The sequence below is a fragment of the Flavobacterium sp. genome (assembly GCF_043778725.1).
In the GTDB taxonomy this organism is placed as follows: domain Bacteria; phylum Bacteroidota; class Bacteroidia; order Flavobacteriales; family Flavobacteriaceae; genus Flavobacterium.
The window spans coordinates 1-18,781 of record NZ_JAYWFT010000039.1; the positions used below are offsets into that span (position 1 = coordinate 1).

The 18,781-nt window shown below is 32.8% G+C and carries 16 protein-coding genes; 10 read left to right on the top strand and 6 right to left on the bottom strand.

All coding sequences use genetic code 11. From position 1 onward, the window contains the following. Positions 1-2,098 (top strand): transketolase C-terminal domain-containing protein (locus ACH2CG_RS03440; RefSeq protein ID WP_395062220.1); only part of this gene is annotated, 2,098 nt, incomplete at its 5' end. A 95-nt stretch (positions 2,099-2,193) separates the two neighbouring features. After that, a complete protein-coding gene (locus tag ACH2CG_RS03445; RefSeq protein WP_395062222.1) occupies positions 2,194-2,667 on the top strand; it encodes a hypothetical protein in 474 nt (157 codons plus the stop codon). A gap of 230 nt (positions 2,668-2,897) precedes the next feature. Here ACH2CG_RS03445 and glyA read toward each other — a convergent pair whose 3' ends face one another. Next, the gene (gene glyA, locus ACH2CG_RS03450; RefSeq protein ID WP_395062224.1) at positions 2,898-4,172 is read right to left on the bottom strand and encodes a serine hydroxymethyltransferase; all 1,275 of its coding nucleotides are present in this window, start codon (positions 4,170-4,172) and stop codon (positions 2,898-2,900) included. 113 nt (positions 4,173-4,285) lie between these two features. Here glyA and fahA point away from each other — a divergent pair, with 113 nt between their 5' ends. Both fahA and ACH2CG_RS03460 read left to right on the top strand, forming a co-directional pair. After that, positions 4,286-5,569, top strand: coding sequence for a fumarylacetoacetase (gene fahA / locus ACH2CG_RS03455; RefSeq protein ID WP_395062226.1), 1,284 nt, complete (start codon positions 4,286-4,288; stop codon positions 5,567-5,569). 104 nt (positions 5,570-5,673) lie between these two features. Continuing rightward, positions 5,674-6,861 carry a hypothetical protein gene (locus ACH2CG_RS03460; protein WP_395062228.1) on the top strand — a complete coding sequence of 396 codons (1,188 nt, stop codon included), beginning with the start codon at positions 5,674-5,676 and terminating at the stop codon, positions 6,859-6,861. Between the two features lie 20 nt (positions 6,862-6,881). On the opposite strand, the gene ACH2CG_RS03465 is transcribed toward ACH2CG_RS03460, so the two are convergent. The 3 genes from ACH2CG_RS03465 to ACH2CG_RS03475 are packed head-to-tail and all read right to left on the bottom strand — an operon-like array spanning position 6,882 to position 9,258. After that, complete coding sequence (locus ACH2CG_RS03465; RefSeq protein ID WP_395062230.1) at positions 6,882-7,991, bottom strand: lactonase family protein; 1,110 nt, start codon at positions 7,989-7,991, stop codon at positions 6,882-6,884. Between the two features lie 17 nt (positions 7,992-8,008). Further along, positions 8,009-8,395, bottom strand: a complete 387-nt coding sequence (gene ytxJ / locus ACH2CG_RS03470) for a bacillithiol system redox-active protein YtxJ (RefSeq protein WP_395062232.1) — start codon at positions 8,393-8,395, stop codon at positions 8,009-8,011. Positions 8,396-8,397: 2 nt separating this feature from the next. Next, positions 8,398-9,258, bottom strand: coding sequence for an archaemetzincin (locus ACH2CG_RS03475; RefSeq protein WP_395062234.1), 861 nt, complete (start codon positions 9,256-9,258; stop codon positions 8,398-8,400). A 210-nt stretch (positions 9,259-9,468) separates the two neighbouring features. Between ACH2CG_RS03475 and clpB the strand changes: the two genes are divergently transcribed. The 6 genes from clpB to ACH2CG_RS03505 all read left to right on the top strand — a co-directional run bounded on the left by clpB (position 9,469) and on the right by ACH2CG_RS03505 (position 17,509). Continuing rightward, positions 9,469-12,126, top strand: a complete 2,658-nt coding sequence (gene clpB, locus ACH2CG_RS03480; protein ID WP_395062236.1) for an ATP-dependent chaperone ClpB — start codon at positions 9,469-9,471, stop codon at positions 12,124-12,126. A gap of 597 nt (positions 12,127-12,723) precedes the next feature. Continuing rightward, entirely contained in the window at positions 12,724-13,740 is a 1,017-nt protein-coding gene (locus ACH2CG_RS03485; protein WP_395062238.1) for an STM3941 family protein, read from the top strand. A gap of 272 nt (positions 13,741-14,012) precedes the next feature. Beyond that, positions 14,013-14,366 carry a hypothetical protein gene (locus ACH2CG_RS03490; RefSeq protein ID WP_395062240.1) on the top strand — a complete coding sequence of 118 codons (354 nt, stop codon included), beginning with the start codon at positions 14,013-14,015 and terminating at the stop codon, positions 14,364-14,366. Positions 14,367-14,662: 296 nt separating this feature from the next. Then, positions 14,663-16,129, top strand: a complete 1,467-nt coding sequence (locus ACH2CG_RS03495) for a hypothetical protein (protein ID WP_395062242.1) — start codon at positions 14,663-14,665, stop codon at positions 16,127-16,129. Between the two features lie 11 nt (positions 16,130-16,140). Beyond that, positions 16,141-16,695, top strand: coding sequence for a DUF6705 family protein (locus ACH2CG_RS03500; protein WP_395062244.1), 555 nt, complete (start codon positions 16,141-16,143; stop codon positions 16,693-16,695). Positions 16,696-16,948: 253 nt separating this feature from the next. Further along, entirely contained in the window at positions 16,949-17,509 is a 561-nt protein-coding gene (locus tag ACH2CG_RS03505; protein WP_395062246.1) for a hypothetical protein, read from the top strand. Between the two features lie 111 nt (positions 17,510-17,620). Here the strand turns inward: ACH2CG_RS03505 and ACH2CG_RS03510 are convergent, their stop codons facing one another. After that, complete coding sequence (locus ACH2CG_RS03510; RefSeq protein WP_395062310.1) at positions 17,621-17,878, bottom strand: hypothetical protein; 258 nt, start codon at positions 17,876-17,878, stop codon at positions 17,621-17,623. Beyond that, complete coding sequence (locus tag ACH2CG_RS03515; RefSeq protein WP_395062248.1) at positions 17,862-18,752, bottom strand: winged helix-turn-helix domain-containing protein; 891 nt, start codon at positions 18,750-18,752, stop codon at positions 17,862-17,864. Before ACH2CG_RS03515 ends, ACH2CG_RS03510 begins: the two co-directional genes overlap by 17 nt. Positions 18,753-18,781: the final 29 nt, after the last annotated feature.

Genomic DNA, 18,781 nt, shown 5'->3' on the forward strand with positions numbered 1-18,781 from the left:
TTTTGATCCAATGAGTGCTGGTCGTCAAATGGGCGGACACTTTGCAACGCATTCACTAGACGAAAACGGAAATTGGAACAACCTAACCCAACAAAAAAACTCTAGCGCCGATATTTCTCCAACTGCTGGGCAAATGCCTCGTTTGTTAGGATTGGCGCAAGCTTCAAAGATTTTTAGAAATGTAAAAGGTCTTGAAGATAAAACCAATTTTTCTGAAAACGGAAACGAAATTGCTTGGGGTACAATTGGAAATGCTTCAACATCGGAAGGTTTATTTTTTGAAACCATCAATGCTGCTGGCGTTTTACAAGTACCAATGGTAATGAGCGTTTGGGATGATGAATACGGAATTTCGGTTCATGCAAGACACCAAACTACTAAAGAAAATATATCTGAAATTCTAAAAGGATTTCAACGTGACGAAGACAACAAAGGATATGAAATCATGAATGTAAAAGGTTGGGATTATCCAACTTTGGTGGCTACTTATGAAAAAGCAGCTGCAATTGCTCGTGAAGAACATGTTCCTGTTTTAATTCACGTTCAAGAATTAACACAACCACAAGGACATTCCACTTCTGGTAGTCACGAACGTTATAAAAATGCCGAACGATTAGCTTGGGAAACCGAATTTGATTGTTTGACACAAATGCGATCTTGGTTAATTGAAAACAATTTGGCTACAACCGAAGAGTTAGACGAAATTGACAATCAAGCAAAAAAAGACGTTCTTGAAGGTAAAAAAGCCGCTTGGATTGCCTTTGTAACTCCAATGAAAGAGGAACAAAAAGAATTGGTTGACTTATTAAATTCAATTGCAAACACTAGTGATAATAAAGTTTTTATAGATAAAATCACTGCCGATTTAGCAGCTATTAAAGAACCAATTCGCAAGGAAATTTTGACTACTGCACGCAAAGTATTGCGCATGATTATCAACGAAAATAGAAAATCAGAATTGGCAACTTGGATAACCAATTATACCAATAAAATTCAACCAAAATTCAGTTCGCACTTGTTTTCGCAGTCAGATAAAAATGTATTAAATTCAGTTGAAGTTGCTCCAACCTATGATAATGCTGCTGAAGAAGTTGATGCACGTTTGGTTTTGAGAGATAATTTTGATGCGATTTTTACAAAATATCCAGAAACATTAATTTTTGGAGAAGATTCTGGAAATATTGGCGATGTAAACCAAGGATTGGAAGGAATGCAAGAAAAATATGGTGAACTTCGTGTTGCTGATGTCGGAATTCGTGAAGCTACAATTCTCGGACAAGGAATTGGAATGGCCATGCGTGGCTTGCGTCCGATTGCCGAAATTCAATATTTAGATTATTTGTTGTATGCCATTCAAATAATGAGTGACGATTTAGCAACATTGCAATACAGAACTGCCGGAAGACAAAAATCACCATTAATTATTAGAACGCGTGGTCATCGTTTAGAAGGCGTTTGGCATTCGGGTTCACCAATGGGAATGATCATTAATGCCATTCGCGGAATTCATGTTTTGGTTCCAAGAAACATGACTAAAGCAGCCGGATTTTACAATACTTTACTGCAAACAGACGAACCAGCTTTGGTTATCGAATGTTTGAACGGTTATCGATTGAAAGAAAAAATGCCAACAAATCTTGGCGAATTCAAAACGCCAATTGGTGTTGTTGAAACTGTTAAAGAAGGAAATGACATTACATTGGTTTCTTATGGTTCAACATTGAGATTGGTAGAACAAGCAGCAAAAGAACTAGAAACTGTCGGAATTAATTGTGAAATTATCGATATTCAGTCGTTGTTACCATTTGATGTAAATCATGATATTGTAAAAAGTATTGCAAAAACAAATCGTCTTTTAGTAATTGATGAAGACGTTCCTGGTGGCGCAAGTGCTTATATTTTACAAGAAATTATAGAAGTTCAAAAAGGCTATAACTATTTAGATAGCGCACCACAAACATTAGCTTCTAAACCACACCGACCAGCCTATGGAACAGATGGTGATTATTTTTCGAAACCATCAGTAGAAGATATTTTCGAAAAAGTGCATGCTATTATGAGCGAAGCCAATCCTGAAAAGTTTAAAAGTTTGTACTAATTTCAAATAAAGAAACTAAAAACCATGCAGAAATGTGTGGTTTTTTTATACTAAAAAGTGGGATTTTAAGTTAATACAAAAGAAATAGTTATGTTATGAAAAAAATAGTTGTTCTAATTTTAATAAGTGCGTTCCTATCTTGCAAAAGCAAGAAAAATGGAACTACAACAGTTGCTGAACCTTATAATCGATACGTAAAAGTTGCTGTTGATGAAGTAATTGCAATAAAAACAAACAGAGCGTACGACTTGGGACGAAGATTATTAGAAACTTGCAACACGTCTAGATTTAAAACCTTTACTAAAAACGAAGCAACAGACAAAGTCATCCAAAACGCAACCGTTGAAAAAATTACCAAAACTTGCCAGAAAATGAACAATAGAAATGGCAAATTTATCGATTTACAACTTATAGAAGTCATTCACGATGTAGAAACCGATAATTATCAGTTTCGATATAAAATAATTTATGAGAAAAAATATTTTGAAAGAGAGCTAAGTGTTGTAGTAAATCCTGAAAATAAAGTGGATGCAATTTCAACTAAGGAAGTTCCTAAAAAACCATTGTAGTTCACGAGGTCGTTTAAACTTTTTTCATTGAAGCGAAAAATTAGGGTTTTTGTTTCAGATTTAGCTTTTTTTTATTGCATAGTAGCGCTACGGAATTAAAAAAAGATGAAATATGGGATGAAAATACAATTTTGCAGCCAATTGAAAAAAGTTTAAATGACTTCCATATAAAAAAACCTCCAAAATATTATTTTGGAGGTTTTATTTTTTATGAAAAAATTGTCTTGTAATTAGAAAACAAAAATAGCTCTTTCGCTCATCATTTCGTTTACTTCATCAGCAACTTGCTCAATAACAGCTTCGTCGGTGTGATTCATTAAAACTCTATCAATAAGTTCTACAACCTTTTCCATGTCTTGTTCTACCAATCCACGTGTTGTAATTGCAGGCGTTCCTACACGAATACCTGAAGTTACAAAAGGTGATTTATCATCAAATGGAACCATGTTTTTATTTACAGTAATTTCTGCTTTTACAAGTGCGTTTTCTGCTTCTTTACCAGTAATATTTTTGTTTCTCAAATCAATCAACATCATGTGATTGTCTGTTCCACCAGAAATTAATTTATAACCTCTTTTGTTAAAAGCTTCCGCCATAGCTTTTGCATTTTTTTGAACTTGCATTGCGTATCTAAAGAATTCATCTGTAAGACATTCGCCAAAAGCAACAGCCTTAGCAGCAATAATGTGCATTAACGGTCCGCCTTGATTTCCTGGGAAAACGGACATGTCCAAAATATGAGACATCATTCTAATTTCGCCTTTTGGAGTGGTTAAACCCCATGGATTTTCAAAATCTTTACCCATCATAATCATTCCGCCTCTTGGTCCGCGCAATGTTTTATGTGTAGTAGTCGTTACAATATGACAATGCGGAATAGGATCATTCATTAATCCTTTAGCAATTAATCCTGCAGGATGCGAAATATCAGCCAAAAGCAATGCTCCTACTGAGTCTGCTATTTCTCTAAAACGTTTAAAATCCATATCACGACTATAAGCAGATGCACCAGCAATAATCATTTTAGGTTGCTCTTTAGTAGCAATTGCTTGAATTTTATCATAATCAAATTGTCCAGTTTCGGGTTCAACACCATAAAAACTTGGAGAATATAATTTTCCTGAAAAGTTTACTGGAGAACCGTGTGTTAAATGTCCACCATGTGACAAATCGAATCCTAAAATTTTATCTCCAGGTTGCAAACAAGCAGCAAAAACAGCAGTATTAGCTTGTGATCCAGAGTGTGGTTGTACATTAACATAGTCTGCACCAAATAGTTGTTTGGCTCTATCAATAGCGATTTGCTCTACAATATCTACCACTTCACAACCTCCATAATATCTTTTTCCAGGATATCCTTCGGCGTATTTATTTGTTAAAACAGAACCAGCAGCTTCCATTACTTGGTCACTTACAAAGTTTTCAGAGGCAATTAGCTCTATTCCATGGATTTGTCTGTCTTGCTCATCAAGAATTAAGTCAAAAATTTGTTCGTCGCGTTGCATTTTTTTTGATTTTCGTTAAAAACTTTTCAAAATTACGAAATATGTTTGTCAAATAAATTCTAAATGATATATTTGATTACAATTTTTTCAACAACAAATCAACATATCAAAATATGCCAAATATAGCAAATGACCCAACTAGAAAATCATGGATTAATGTTCCCGAAAATAGTGATTTTCCAATTCAAAATATTCCTTTTGGAGTTTTTCTTACTAAAGAAGATGTAATCACAATTGGAACTAGAATTGGAGATAATGCTATAGATATGGGTGCTTTACAACAGTTAGGATACTTTGAAGGAATAGAATTAACAGACGATATGTTCATGCAAGATACCTTGAACGATTTTATATCGGATGGTAAAAAAACTTGGCGCTTAGTTAGAAACAGATTGGCTGAGTTATTTGACGAAAAAAACGCAATACTTAGAGACAATAAAGACCATTGTGAAGTAGTAATCTTCAATATTAGTGATATTGAAATGCTTTTACCAGTTCAAATTGGTGATTATACCGACTTTTATTCAAGTAAAGAACATGCAACTAATGTAGGAAAAATGTTTCGTGATCCAGAAAATGCATTATTACCAAACTGGCTTCACCTTCCGGTTGGATATCACGGTAGAAGTTCTACAATAGTTCCGTCTGGAGTTTCTGTACACCGACCAATGGGACAAACATTGCCAGCTGGAGAAACCTCTCCAGTTTTTGGACCGTCAAGATCAGTAGATTTCGAATTAGAAACAGCTTTTATAACGACTGATGTTAATGTTATGGGAGAAAATGTATCTATAAATGAAACCGAAGATTATATTTTCGGAATGGTTTTACTGAATGATTGGAGCGCAAGAGATATTCAAAAATGGGAATATGTGCCACTTGGACCATTCTTAGCCAAAAATTTTGCTTCCTCAATTTCTCCTTGGATAGTAACTATGGATGCGCTAGAACCTTTTAGAACCAAAGGTCCAAAACAAGAACCAACACCACTTCCTTATTTGCAACAAAAAGGAAAACATGCTTACGACATTAATCTTGAAGTATATATCGAACCTGAAAATGTAGCGCCATCATTGGTTTCTAAATCTAATTTTAAATACATGTATTGGTCAATGAGTCAGCAATTGGCGCATCATACTTCTAATGGTTGCAGAGTAAATTCAGGCGATATGATGGGTTCTGGAACTATTTCTGGACCAACAGAAGGCAGTTTTGGATCTATGTTAGAACTAACTTGGGGTGGAAAAAATCCGATAAAGATGAACGATGGAACCGAACGTAAATTTATCAATGACAACGATACGGTTACTATGAAAGGATTTTGTCAAAATAGTTCTGTACGAATTGGTTTTGGTGAAGTTTCTAGCAAATTGTTACCTCCTTTTGTTAGAAAATAATTAGCATTTATCTTTAGGCTCAATATTTGGATTGCTCCAAATAAAAACCATAAAACTATAAATCATGAAATCGAAGATTCACGAATTCAAAAAAATAAAAGCGCATGAGTAAAAAAATTACTTTACTAGTAACCTTTTTTGTGCTGATCACTTCTTGTGGTGTAAGACAAACTAGAGAATCATTAACTTCTGGCGACTACGACACGGCGATTCAAACTGCTGTAGAAGGTTTAAGAAATAGAAAAGACGCCAAAGGTAAACAAGATTATATTTATTTATTAGAAGAAGCTTTTGCAAAAGCTAAAGAGCGCGATTTACAAAACATCAATGTTTGGTTTAAAGATGCAAATCCTAGTAATGCCGAGAAAATTTACACAACTTTTGTTCAATTAAACAGCCGTCAAGAATTAATTAAACCAATTCTTCCGTTGAAACTTATTAAAGAAGGACGCAATGCTATTTTTCCATTTGAAGATTATTCCGATCAGATAATTAGCAGTAAAAATGCTCTTGCAAAACATCTTTATGACAATTCTAAAGCACTATTGGCAACAAAAGACAAAATGAGTTTTCGTCGTGCTTATGATGATTTGGTGTATTTGAATACGTTAAACCCAAACTACAAAGATGTTGCTGCTTTAACTAACGAAGCGCAATTAAAAGGAACTGACTTTGTGAGTGTTTATACAAAAAACGAAACCAATATGGTAATTCCGGTTCGTTTAGAAAGCGACTTACTAGATTTTAGTACTTTTGGATTGAACGACAAATGGACGGTTTATCATAGTAATAAGCAAAAAGGAATTACTTACGATTACGGATTAATAGTAGGTTTTAGACAAATAAATATTTCTCCAGAACAAATAAAAGAAAAAGAATTAATTAAAGAAAAACAAATTCTTGATGGTAAAAAAGCCTTGTTAAATGCTCAAGGTCAACCAGTAAAAGACAGTTTAGGTCACACTATTATGGTTGATAATTTTAAAACCATTAGTGCAACAATTTATGAATTTAGACAAAATAAATCGGCTCAAGTAACTGCCAAAGTAGATTATATAGATTTTAAGACCAACCAACTTATTGAGACATTTCCGCTTGCTAGCGAATTTATTTTTGATTATATCTATGCAAAATACAATGGCGACAAACGCGCTTGTGAAGAAACCTATTATCCAAATTTTGATAGAAGAGCTGTACCATTTCCTAGTAACGAGCAAATGGTTTATGACTCAGGTGAAGACTTAAAAGCAAAGCTAAAAGAGATTATTACTAGAAATAAATTTAGAAGATAATTTTCTTTTCTCTTAAAAATCTAAAAACCAAACAAATAAACTGGTTTATTAATTGTTAACTCCTTTGTAGTTGCTATTAGTAAGCCAGTTTCTTCATTTCTATCAAATACCGAAATCAAATTAGAACCTTGTGTTGCCACTAAAACATTCTTTTGATTGGTAGTAATTATAAAATTCCTTGGTGTTTTGGCTGTTTTTATAGTTTGAACAACCTCAAGTTTTCTGCCTTCGTTAATTTTTAAAACTACAATTTGATTGTCATTTCCTCTCACCGAAGCATACAGATATTTTTCATCTTTGCTCAATCTAATTTCAGCAGCCGAACCAGTTTTGGTTGGAGCAGTCAAAGCAATTGTCTCAATTTGCGTTAATTTATTGTCTTTATAATCAAATACCGCAACTTCATTAGTCAGCTCGTAAGTAACATACAAATGGTTTCCAGCTTTATTCCAAACCAAATGTCTTGGACCAGAACCAGCAGCAACTTTAGTAGAAATAGTTTCGTTTTCTTTCAAAAAAGGCGTCGAGTTTTTGTCAAACGGAATCAATTCTATAGCATCCGTTCCCAAATCGGCAACCGCAATTTTAGATTCTTTTGGATGAAAAACGATGCAATGCACATGCGGTTTTTCTTGACGCTCAGTATTTACACTTTTACCAACATATTGAATCAACTGATTGTTATCCGAAAGATTTCCAGCTTTATCAATAGAAAAAACACTAAGATTTCCGCCCGAATAATTTCCTACCAAAACATAATCTTCGTTAGGACTAAAAGCCACCGTACACGGATGATTTCCTTTAGTAAAAAAAGACGTTAATTTTTCAAAACTTTTGGACGATTTAGTATAAGAATAAGAAGTTACTTTGCCGCCATTATCACCTGCCGTTTCTTCTACCGCTAAAACAATTGTTTTGGATTTATTGGTAATAACAAACGATGGATTTGCAATTCCGGCAACAACAGATTGCAACGAAATATCCTTAGTTTTTTCATTAAATTTAATAACGTTAATGCCTTGACTTGAAGTATCGGCGTAAGTTCCAACCAAAAAGTTAGTTTCTTTTGTTGCCGAACATCCTACTAATAATAAAGTTAAAAAAAAGGCAGTTGAGTATAGAATTTTCATTTTTTTGTTAGTTTTTTTTATAAATATCGTTCTAAATCATTAGCATCAATATCGCCATGAGATACATTATATATTGCATTTCCATTTTTTATTACAATCAATTGTGGTGATTGATGTTCAACGTCAAAACGACTTGAAATCTCGTTAGAAATCGCTCTGTAATTTAGTAAATCCAGAAAGTACAACGTTATTTTATCGTCTAAAAGAAATTCGTTTTCAAATTGCTTTAATGCCATTCTACTAATACTGCAACGCGTGCTGTGTTTAAAAATAGCTACCGCTTTTGTGTTTGATAATTCACTAATTTCATTCAACTGACCCAAATCAGTCAATGGATTCCAATTCAGTTTTGAAGTTTTTGGTTCCTCTTCTGAACCTCCAAATATATTTTTAAATAAACTCATTTTTATTTTTTTAGTAGTACGTCTAATTGTTGTTGCAATATTACAGCATCTTTTTCTAAATCGTGTTCTTTTAAATAACTTATTAATCCTTTCAATCGCTGCTTATCGTCATATTTTAAATTCCAAGATAATTTTTTCAAACATTCCGAACACAAAACATTAGGCTTACTATCCGATTCCACAATATGATTAACGCCATTCATCAGGCAAACGGCATGCTTACAATGTTTCATAGAAAACATGTGACCAATTTCATGAACAGCCGTTTTTATAGTTCTATCCAAACAAAGTGTAAAATCATCATTTGTAAGAAACCTATTAAATGATGAAATTCCGGTTCGCTTTTCATAATTTGCCAAGCCAAAAACATAATTCCAGCTCGGACTAGGATATAAATCTTTAGCCGTAATTGCCATCAATACAATACCGTCTTTGGGAATCTTGTTAGGCAAAATTTTATTATTAATATAACTAGCATCCAATTGTTCAATTCCGTATTTAATTCTTTTTTTATTTGCAGGAATATAATTTTCTGAAATTGTAGGCAATACCAAGGTTTTTAATTTAAAAAATAACGAAATATAAGCTACTGTGTTTTCAACAATTTGGTTCTCCTCAGAAGTAAACATTCCAATGGGTTGAATATAAATTACCTTTCTTTTATCAGAAATTGAAATGGGTTTTATAGAACAATATTTTTCAAAACTTTGCGCGTCTTCTGGATGTTCAGCAAGCCACTCACCTTCTTTTGGAACACTTAATTTCACATCTAATTTAGCCAATTTATCCAATGGATTTTGCTTATCAACTGTAGTACAAGAAATCAAAAACAAAAACAGCAAACAAAAACTAACTACTTTCATAAAGTCCTTTTTATAAGTAACTGAATCTTTTTAAATTTAGTATAGAAAAACTGAAATTATGTCGCTCAACCCGACTTTTTGTCGTAACTTTAATAGTGTTTTCTTCTCAAAATCAGTCATTTTGACCTAAAATACCGATTGGAATAACTATTGACCAAAACATGAAAAACAACATACAACTAAAAATTACAAAAACACAACGTTAACAATATGAACTTCAAAATTTTAACCATTAAATCGCAAGAAGCTTTGCAACAAGCACAGCAAATTGCACAAAGTTTTGGGCAACAACAGCTCGAAAACGAACATATTTTCAAAGGAATTTTGGAAGTTGATGAAAACGTCACTCCGTTTCTATTGAAAAAACTCAACGTAAATGTTGACCTATTTAAAAAAGTACTAGATGCAACCATTCAAAGCTTTCCTAAAGTTTCTGGTGGCGAAATCATGTTCTCTCGTGAAGCCAATCATACATTAAACGAAGCAGAAAGTATTGCCAAAAAAATGAACGACGAATTCGTTTCTATCGAACATTTGGTACTAGCAATTTTTAAATCTAAAAGTAAGATTGCTCAAATATTAAAAGACCAAGGTGTAACCGAAAAAGGACTTGAAACAGCAATTGCCGAAATGCGAAAAGGCGAACGTGTAACCTCTGCTTCTGCCGAAGAAACCTATAATTCGCTAAACAAATACGCTAAAAACCTCAACGAATTAGCCAAAAACGGTAAACTCGATCCTGTAATTGGTCGTGATGAAGAAATTCGTAGAGTATTGCAAATTTTAACGCGTAGAACCAAAAACAATCCAATGCTAGTTGGTGAACCTGGTGTTGGTAAAACTGCCATTGCCGAAGGATTAGCCCACAGAATTGTTGACGGCGACGTACCAGAAAATCTAAAAGATAAAATTGTTTATTCGTTAGATATGGGCGCATTAATTGCTGGTGCTAAATACAAAGGCGAATTTGAAGAACGTCTAAAAGCAGTCGTAAAAGAAGTAACTTCTAGCGAAGGCGATATCGTTTTGTTTATTGACGAAATTCATACGCTTGTTGGAGCTGGCGGTGGCGAAGGCGCAATGGATGCTGCCAACATTCTAAAACCTGCTTTGGCTCGTGGCGAACTTCGTGCTATTGGTGCAACAACACTAGACGAATACCAAAAATATTTTGAAAAAGACAAAGCGCTAGAACGACGTTTTCAAAAAATAATAGTCGATGAACCCGATACCGAAAGTGCCATTTCTATTCTCCGCGGAATCAAAGAAAAATACGAAACACACCACAAAGTACGCATCAAAGACGATGCTATTATTGCAGCGGTAGAACTTTCGCAACGTTATATTACCAATCGTTTTTTACCAGATAAAGCCATTGATTTAATGGACGAAGCTGCGTCCAAATTGCGAATGGAAATCAATTCAAAACCCGAAGAATTAGACGTTTTGGATAGAAAAATCATGCAATTGGAAATAGAAATTGAAGCCATTAAAAGAGAAATAGAATATTCGTCGAACTCCTATGAAAAAGATAGCAATGTGAGACAGAATGATGAAACCAAACTGAAAGTTTTAGGAATGGATTTGGCAAACCTTAAAGAAGACCGAAACGAAATTTTTACCAAATGGAAATCAGAAAAAGACGTTGTCGATAACATTCAAAACATAAAACAAGAAATTGAAGATTTCAAAACCGAAGCAGAACAAGCAGAACGCAATGGCGATTACGGAAAAGTAGCCGAAATTCGTTACGGAAAAATAAAAGAAGCACAACAACGATTGGACGTTTTACAAAAACAATTAATCGAAAACCAATCGGGAACATCGTTAATTAAAGAAGAAGTTACTCGTGAAGATATTGCCGAAGTAGTGGCCAAATGGACAGGAATTCCGGTAATGAAAATGCTACAAGGCGATCGAGAAAAACTATTAAAACTAGAAGAAGAATTGCACCACAGAGTTGTAGGTCAAGAAGAAGCTATCGAAGCTGTTAGCGATGCTGTACGCAGAAGTCGTGCCGGATTGCAAGACATGAAAAAACCTATCGGAACCTTTCTTTTTCTAGGAACAACTGGCGTTGGAAAAACCGAATTGGCAAAAGCATTGGCCGAATATTTATTTGACGATGAAAACGCAATGACGCGTATAGACATGAGCGAATACCAAGAACGCCACAGTGTGAGCCGATTGGTTGGTGCGCCTCCAGGATATGTAGGTTACGACGAAGGCGGACAATTAACCGAAGCCGTGCGAAGAAAACCCTATTCTGTGATTTTGTTAGACGAGATTGAAAAAGCACATCCCGATACTTTTAATATTTTATTACAAGTATTAGATGAAGGACGATTGACAGATAACAAAGGTCGTGTTGCCGATTTCAAAAACACCATCATCATCATGACATCCAATATGGGAAGCGCAATAATTCAAGAGAAATTTGAAAACCTCAAAGGTGGCGTAGAAGCCGCAACCGAAGCAGCCAAACTAGAAGTCTTGGGATTGTTGAAACAAACCGTTCGACCAGAGTTCATCAACAGAATTGACGAAATTGTAATGTTTACGCCATTAACAGCGGCCAATATTAAGCAAATTGTTGGCTTGCAACTAAAAAGCGTAACCAAAATGCTAGCACAGCAAAACATCACAATGGACGCAACACCAGAAGCAATAGACTATCTAGCACAAAAAGGCTACGATCCACAATATGGAGCGCGACCAGTAAAAAGAGTCATTCAAAGAGAAGTACTAAATCAATTGTCTAAAGAGATTTTGTCGGGAAAGGTAACCACCGACAGCATTATTTTACTAGACAGTTTTGACGGACAATTGGTGTTTAGAAACCAAAGCGAAGAATTGATTACTAATTGATACCATTTAATTAGATTTGGTTTTAATTGATCAGACTAGATAGGTTTTAGAACTTGTCTAGTCTTTTTTTTAAATCTTAACTTGTTTCACATTCTCTGCATTTCAATGCTACAATGTTTGTCATACCGTAGGAATCTCTTTTTTTTGAGCGAATAGTTTGGTAGCTTTTGCGAACCATTTTCCTGCTGTCCGCACTACACGGTAGTTGCTCCCATCTGGGCTAAGCGGTGATGGTCTTTTATAAATACAGTATTTCAAGAGATAAATTAAAAAACCAATAACCATACGTTTGCTACGCTACAATTTTGCAACCCATTTATTAGCAAGTAGTACCTATTTGTGCGTTTCATACAAGATTTACTAGGACATAGCAGTAGTAAAACTACCGAAATCTATCCTATGTAAGCACCAATAGTATTCAGTAAAAAAAAAGTCCATTTGATGATTTGCAATTTATTTTTATATATTTGATTAAAATACGCTATTGAGTAGCGTTAATCATACCAAATATGGGTGTATAGACGCTATGATGTAGCGCCTATATACTAGTTAGTGGCAATATTTTCGGAACTCGCAGAAAAAAAGACAATATCAAAAATGACAGAACTAAAATTATACAAATCTAACTCGAAAGGAATAAAAATTCTTGCTTTGTGTTTACCTTTTGTGTTAATTGGAGTTTGGATGATTTCTGAAAAGCAAAATGGAACTTTTGATTATTATATGGGTTGGTTTATTGCTTCTTTTTTTGGTTTGGGAATTCCAGTTAGCATATTTACTTTATTAGACAAAAGACCTCAAATTATAATAAATGAAAATGGAATTTGGGACAGAACAACAAAACAGAAAGAAATCAAATGGGAACAAATTAAAGAGTGTTATTTGATAGATATTTATAATCAAAAATTCATATCTATAGTTGTCAACGAAACATTTGTGTTCAAAAAAAATGCTTTTAGTTGGTTAAACAAGTTAAATAAATATGTTGGAGCTCAAGAGTTGAATATAAATTTAAGTCAAATAAAAATTGACGAAAACAAACTGACAGATTTTATCAACAATATTAGAATGTCAGATAAAAATCTTCGAAATAATCAAATCAAAAACTTCAATTCTAATTTAACATTAAATAAAGCTTCAAATACTCAAAAATACATTACTTATTTGCTAATCTTAATTTGTATGCTAATTGCTTCTTTAGCTAATTTTTATGCGTTTTGGGTTATTATGATAACAATGGGAATTGGAGGCTTCATAGCAAGATGGTATAGAGGAACAAATAATAATTCCAACTTGAGAAAATACGCTGAACGATTAGCTTATTTAGGATTTACTAATATGGTTTTAATTGTACTTATTTTTAAAACTTATGATTACACAGCAAATAATATTGGAATTAAATTGACCAATAAAATAGAAACTTATAAAACTGAAAATGGAAATTATCCAAATGAAATAAAAACGTTAAAAGAAAAACTAAACTTAAACTTAATTGAAAAATATATTGCTGACAAAATAGTCTATAAAAAACTAGAAAATGAATATATTTTAGAACTTAAATTCTTAAATCACAACTTGAAAGAATTTGACACTGAAATTAAGGAATGGTATTAATACTGCCACTAACAGGCGTTTGGCAAGATTGCGAATTTTGTAGTAAATTCACGTTTACATTTCGCAAGAATTATTATCTTTAACAGAAAATAATCGGTTCCGAAGTTCGCAACCTCGCCAAGCGCCGGAACGTTATGCAACATTATATGAGACCACAACGAAATAACATACTTCTGATAATATTTTTTGCAACTTGTAATTTAACATTTTGCCAAAATAATTCTTATAAACTCGCTGAAAAAATTAATATTACATATATCGATCTGATTAAAGTGAAAGAAGCTGTTTATGGAAATCACAAACTTATAAGCTTGAATTTTACTCGAAAGAATGATAGTATTTCTTACATTACTAAAATCTACAACACTGATTCTGATCAAGAGAGATTTAATAAAATACCTTCTGAAATAAAAACTTCTATTTTTGACGAATTTGTTCAAAAACTAAACCAACTAGATATTGAAAAGCCAGAAATAGACTTCAACATTGCGGACGGAATTACATACTCTTTGTCTTTTGGCGATGGAAAACATACAATTAGTTTATCTGCTAATTCGGTTGACGAAAATGAAAGAAACAACTTTCTCGATGTTTTTTATTTTATTTGGAAAAAGTTTGAAGAATAACGTTGCATAACACAGGTTTTATGCTATTGCTGCGCTTGGGCTTTTTTGGACGCTTGGTCTCTTATCTTTTTTCTTTTTCATCATGTTTTATTTCCAAAAGTTTTCGGTATATTTGCTTTGGTCTGTGACAAAAACAGCAACAGACATAAAGCCTGGGAACGTTGGCAGAAACCTTTGACGAAAATTACGCATAATAAAAATGTTAAAAAAGCGTTAAACAAAAAACAGTTTCTAAAACGGATTTAAATAACAGCCTTGCACTTTGCGAAATGAGATAAAATAATAAAAATTAAATTATGAAACAAAAATTTAAAATTATTCCAAAGCTTTTAGGAGTATTAGCATTTTTTATGCTAACCAATTGTTCAAAAGATGAATTTGTAGAAAACATTAAAAATTCAAATGACAAAAACAATATATCATTTGAACAATTTAAAAAGGAAACAGGGTTAATTAACTTTGAAAGCTCTATTAGTATTAAACAAAACACAAACATTTCATCTGCAAGAACAGCAGATGGAAGTTATGAGTTGAGTGATTTTGATATTGATACTGATATAATTAAAAAGTGTGTTAATAATGAAAAAATAACCTACACTTTTAGAATTGAACCAAAAGAAAGAATAAATAAAAGTATTTTTAATTTGACAATGTTTTATAAAGATGGTTGGCAATCAACAATTCTTGAATTAAAACCTACTGAACAAAATTTAATTCAGTTAAAACAAGGTTTAACTGAAAAATTTGAAGGAACAGTTGCTAATCTTTATCAATCTAATCGTCAAATAGGTTCTCCGTGTACTTTTATTACTATAGAATTTTGGCATTGTACAGGAACAGGTCAATGTGCAAGTGGGACATGCGACCAATGCCATTGGTGCGTTAGTTATGATATGTACACGTTATGTGGTACAGAATCATCACATCCAGATTTGCATATAGAAGCTGGTGGTTCTAGCGGAGGCGGAGGCGGAGGCGGAAGTGATGGATCTTCTCCTAGTGGCAACACTCCAACAACACCAAGTGACAACGAAATTGCTATTTTACCAAATCTTGAAAATATTGAACCAGATATCGATGGTAATCCTAACACTATTGATGATGCGTCTAACATTAGACAATTGCAAAAATTAACCGATAATAAGTCTGATGGAACAAAAACATCTATAAAATCAAAAATTGATGGACAAAGAACAACATTGACATCAGGTTTATATGAAGGCGGTGCAATGTATAATTCAAGTCAAACTCCAATAAATCCTGATGTAACAACAGGAATATCTACAAATTGGTCTAATGTTCCAAAAGAATATTATATTAAGTTGCATCGCCATCAAAACAATTATATTCCAGCTGGAAGTAATACTTTGACTCCAACAAATCCAGTAGAATCAGATATGGATGTTGCAAATTTTTTAAAGCTAATTGATTACACAAATAACAATAATACAACCGATCTTTTTGTTTCTCGTGCTGGTACTTTTGCATTAAGAATTAGCAACAAAGATGATGCAAAGGATGCTTGGAATGCTTTATTTAATTCACCTTCAGAATGGACTTTGTTTACTCAAGAATATGATAAAAAAATTATTGATTTATATCAGCAATCCCCTCTTGATGTGGATAAAATGAAAAATGAATTTATCAATTTCATAAAAACATATGTTGTACATAAAGGACAAGAAAATGAACATGGAATGGGTATTTCAATATTTGAAGCAATCTTTGATGCTCAAGGAAATATAACTTGGATTAAACGCTAAATATAAAATAAATGAAAAATATTATAAAAATAATAACGATTATAATTAGTTTGCAACTAAACGCTCAAACTACAACTCCTGTTGAGCAAATGATGACTTTCATTAGAAATAATAATGAACAAAATCATTATTTTAAAGATGTTAATGGAGTTTTTGATAAATTTATTGGAAATTGGAAATATGAAACAGCAACAGAGAAAGTTGAGCTATTAATAGTTAAAGTTGAAATGGTAAATGGGCAAAATTACTATGAAGATGTAATTAACATTCTATTTAAATATACCAAAAATAATGTTGTCATTTTTGATACTATAAGTTCTAATATTAACTACTATATTTTTGGGGAAGGATTTTGGGAAATAGATAATTTTAATAAACATCATTTTAGATACTGGGAACCTAATCAAGATAGATTTGGAATTTATCAAACCGTTGATATTGAATATATACCAGTAAATGTCGGACAACCACAATTGAATTGGGTAGCAAAATATGAGCCAAAAGATTCATATACAGCTTCTCCACCCGAAATGCCAATGAATATGGTATTTACAAAATTGCCATAAACTAAGTTTAGAAAACAGGTTTGGCGTAGCCAAACCTGTTTTTTTTATGTTTAAAACCAATCGTAATAAGAAAACGAATTTTAAAGAAAAATAAAGGAATCTGCCAACAGCCGTTTCTCACAATTACGAATTTTGTAGTAAGTTCACGTTTGCGTTTCGCAAGAAATATTATCTTAGTAGAAAATAATCAGTTCCGAAGCTCTCTACTGCATGTAGTGCCGAAACCTTAGCAGTCATTTTGGAATTCCGTAATATGAAAAAATATTTCGTTACAATTTTAGTATGTATTCTAATAAGTTGTTCTTCTGCAAAGAAAATGACAGACAATTTCTATTCTGAGGATAAAAATGTAAATCTTTTTGCTTTTGTTGGCAAGAAAATATCCGTAACACAGTTTGATCCAAATGCTGAAGAAAAAGAAGTAATATCTACTGATAGTTTAACTGGAGAGAAAATCGTACAAAAATCATATATAATGGATTCTGGTTTTCGTTGTAAATATTTGGTTCTCAAAAATGTTTATAATCGTGTGGAAAATGACACCGTTGAATTTGTAGCATATGATCATTATAGAAGACCAAATTTTGAAAAATCTGAATATGTCTTATTATATATTTCTAAAAGTTCAAAAGGAAATTCCTATTTCCATCAAAAATATCAATATGATAACTTAAAAGTTGATACGGACAATAATTTCTATGGATACATTTTTAAATTGAAAAATAACACTTGGATTAAGCAAGAGAAAAAAGTTTCTGTCAGAGAATTATTTGATGAGAAGAAAAGAAATGTATTTAAAGAATTATTCAAATAAAAACGTATGCTAACGAAGAACTGTGCTTAAAATCAAATAAAATTAGATTTATTTTCACTATTTTTGGGTAGGAAAAACAAATTTAGTCTTGCCAGGAGAAAGTAATTTATTTCATTTTCTCTTTAAAAGAAAATTTAAATCATTTTGGGCTGCACTTCTATAATTTTCATTGTACTCCACTCCCGATTTTGCTTTGGCAAACTCTTGTTTTAACAATTTATTACAAACAGCAATAAATGCTAATTTCTTGCTGTTTCCATTTTCTGTAAACCATATAGTGCAAATATATCCACAACGGATAGTGCGGATTTGCAATCTACTATAAAGAAAACGTTGCTTAGTTAGAGTTTCTTTAAGAGTTAACTTCAAGCTTATATCCTTTGCCGCGAATAACAACTATATTACTATTCGGATCAAGCTCCAGTTTCTTTCTAAGTTTTGATATAAACATATCCAAGCTACGTCCTACAATAACTCCTTCATCTTCCCATATTTCTTTTTGCAGTCGGCTGCGCGCTATAGTTTCATTGGGAGACAATGCAAAAATGAGCAGCACTCGGGTTTCGGTTGCAGTTAGGTCTATGGTGTTATCATTTATTACCAATTGCCGCTTTGGCGCATCAAATAAAACCGAACCAAAAGTAAAAATCTTGCTTTCCTCCTCTTTAGGTAGATCTTTCTTGGGCTTAACCGATTTCTTAAAAACAAAACCAAAAATTGCTAAAAATGAAAGACTACCTAGAATATAGCCAATCTTTGCAGTATATCTTCCTACAGGTTTAAATTTAACGTTAATTACATAACATGCTTTAGGTTGCTTTCTTCCAATACAGCTTATAATATCCTCTTTTCTATTTTTGGATATAACAAATCCATAGACTATACTCGAAGTAACACAATTAAGTACGTTAACGACATAATCACCTGCAAACGCGTCTTTGGTTAACAAACGTTGTGTGCTATTTACTAGAAAATCAGATTGAAAAGTAAGCTGATTCTCAAAACTGATTTGGTATTCATTTTCGGCTATATTTTTTATGGGAAGAACTCTTGATGTGCTGTCGCCAGATTGTAAAAGTAGTTCGTGTCCGATTCTGCGGAGTAAAATTTCTCTTTTGGCAAAATTAAATTCGTCACTTTCTTCGCTACTAAAAGCCATGCAGATTATCGCAATAAACAAGAGTACCATCAATGGAAACAGGCACATGCGTTTTCCAGAAAGGAGATTTCGACTAAAATGCATAGTGTAAAGTTTATATTTACAAAGTTTAC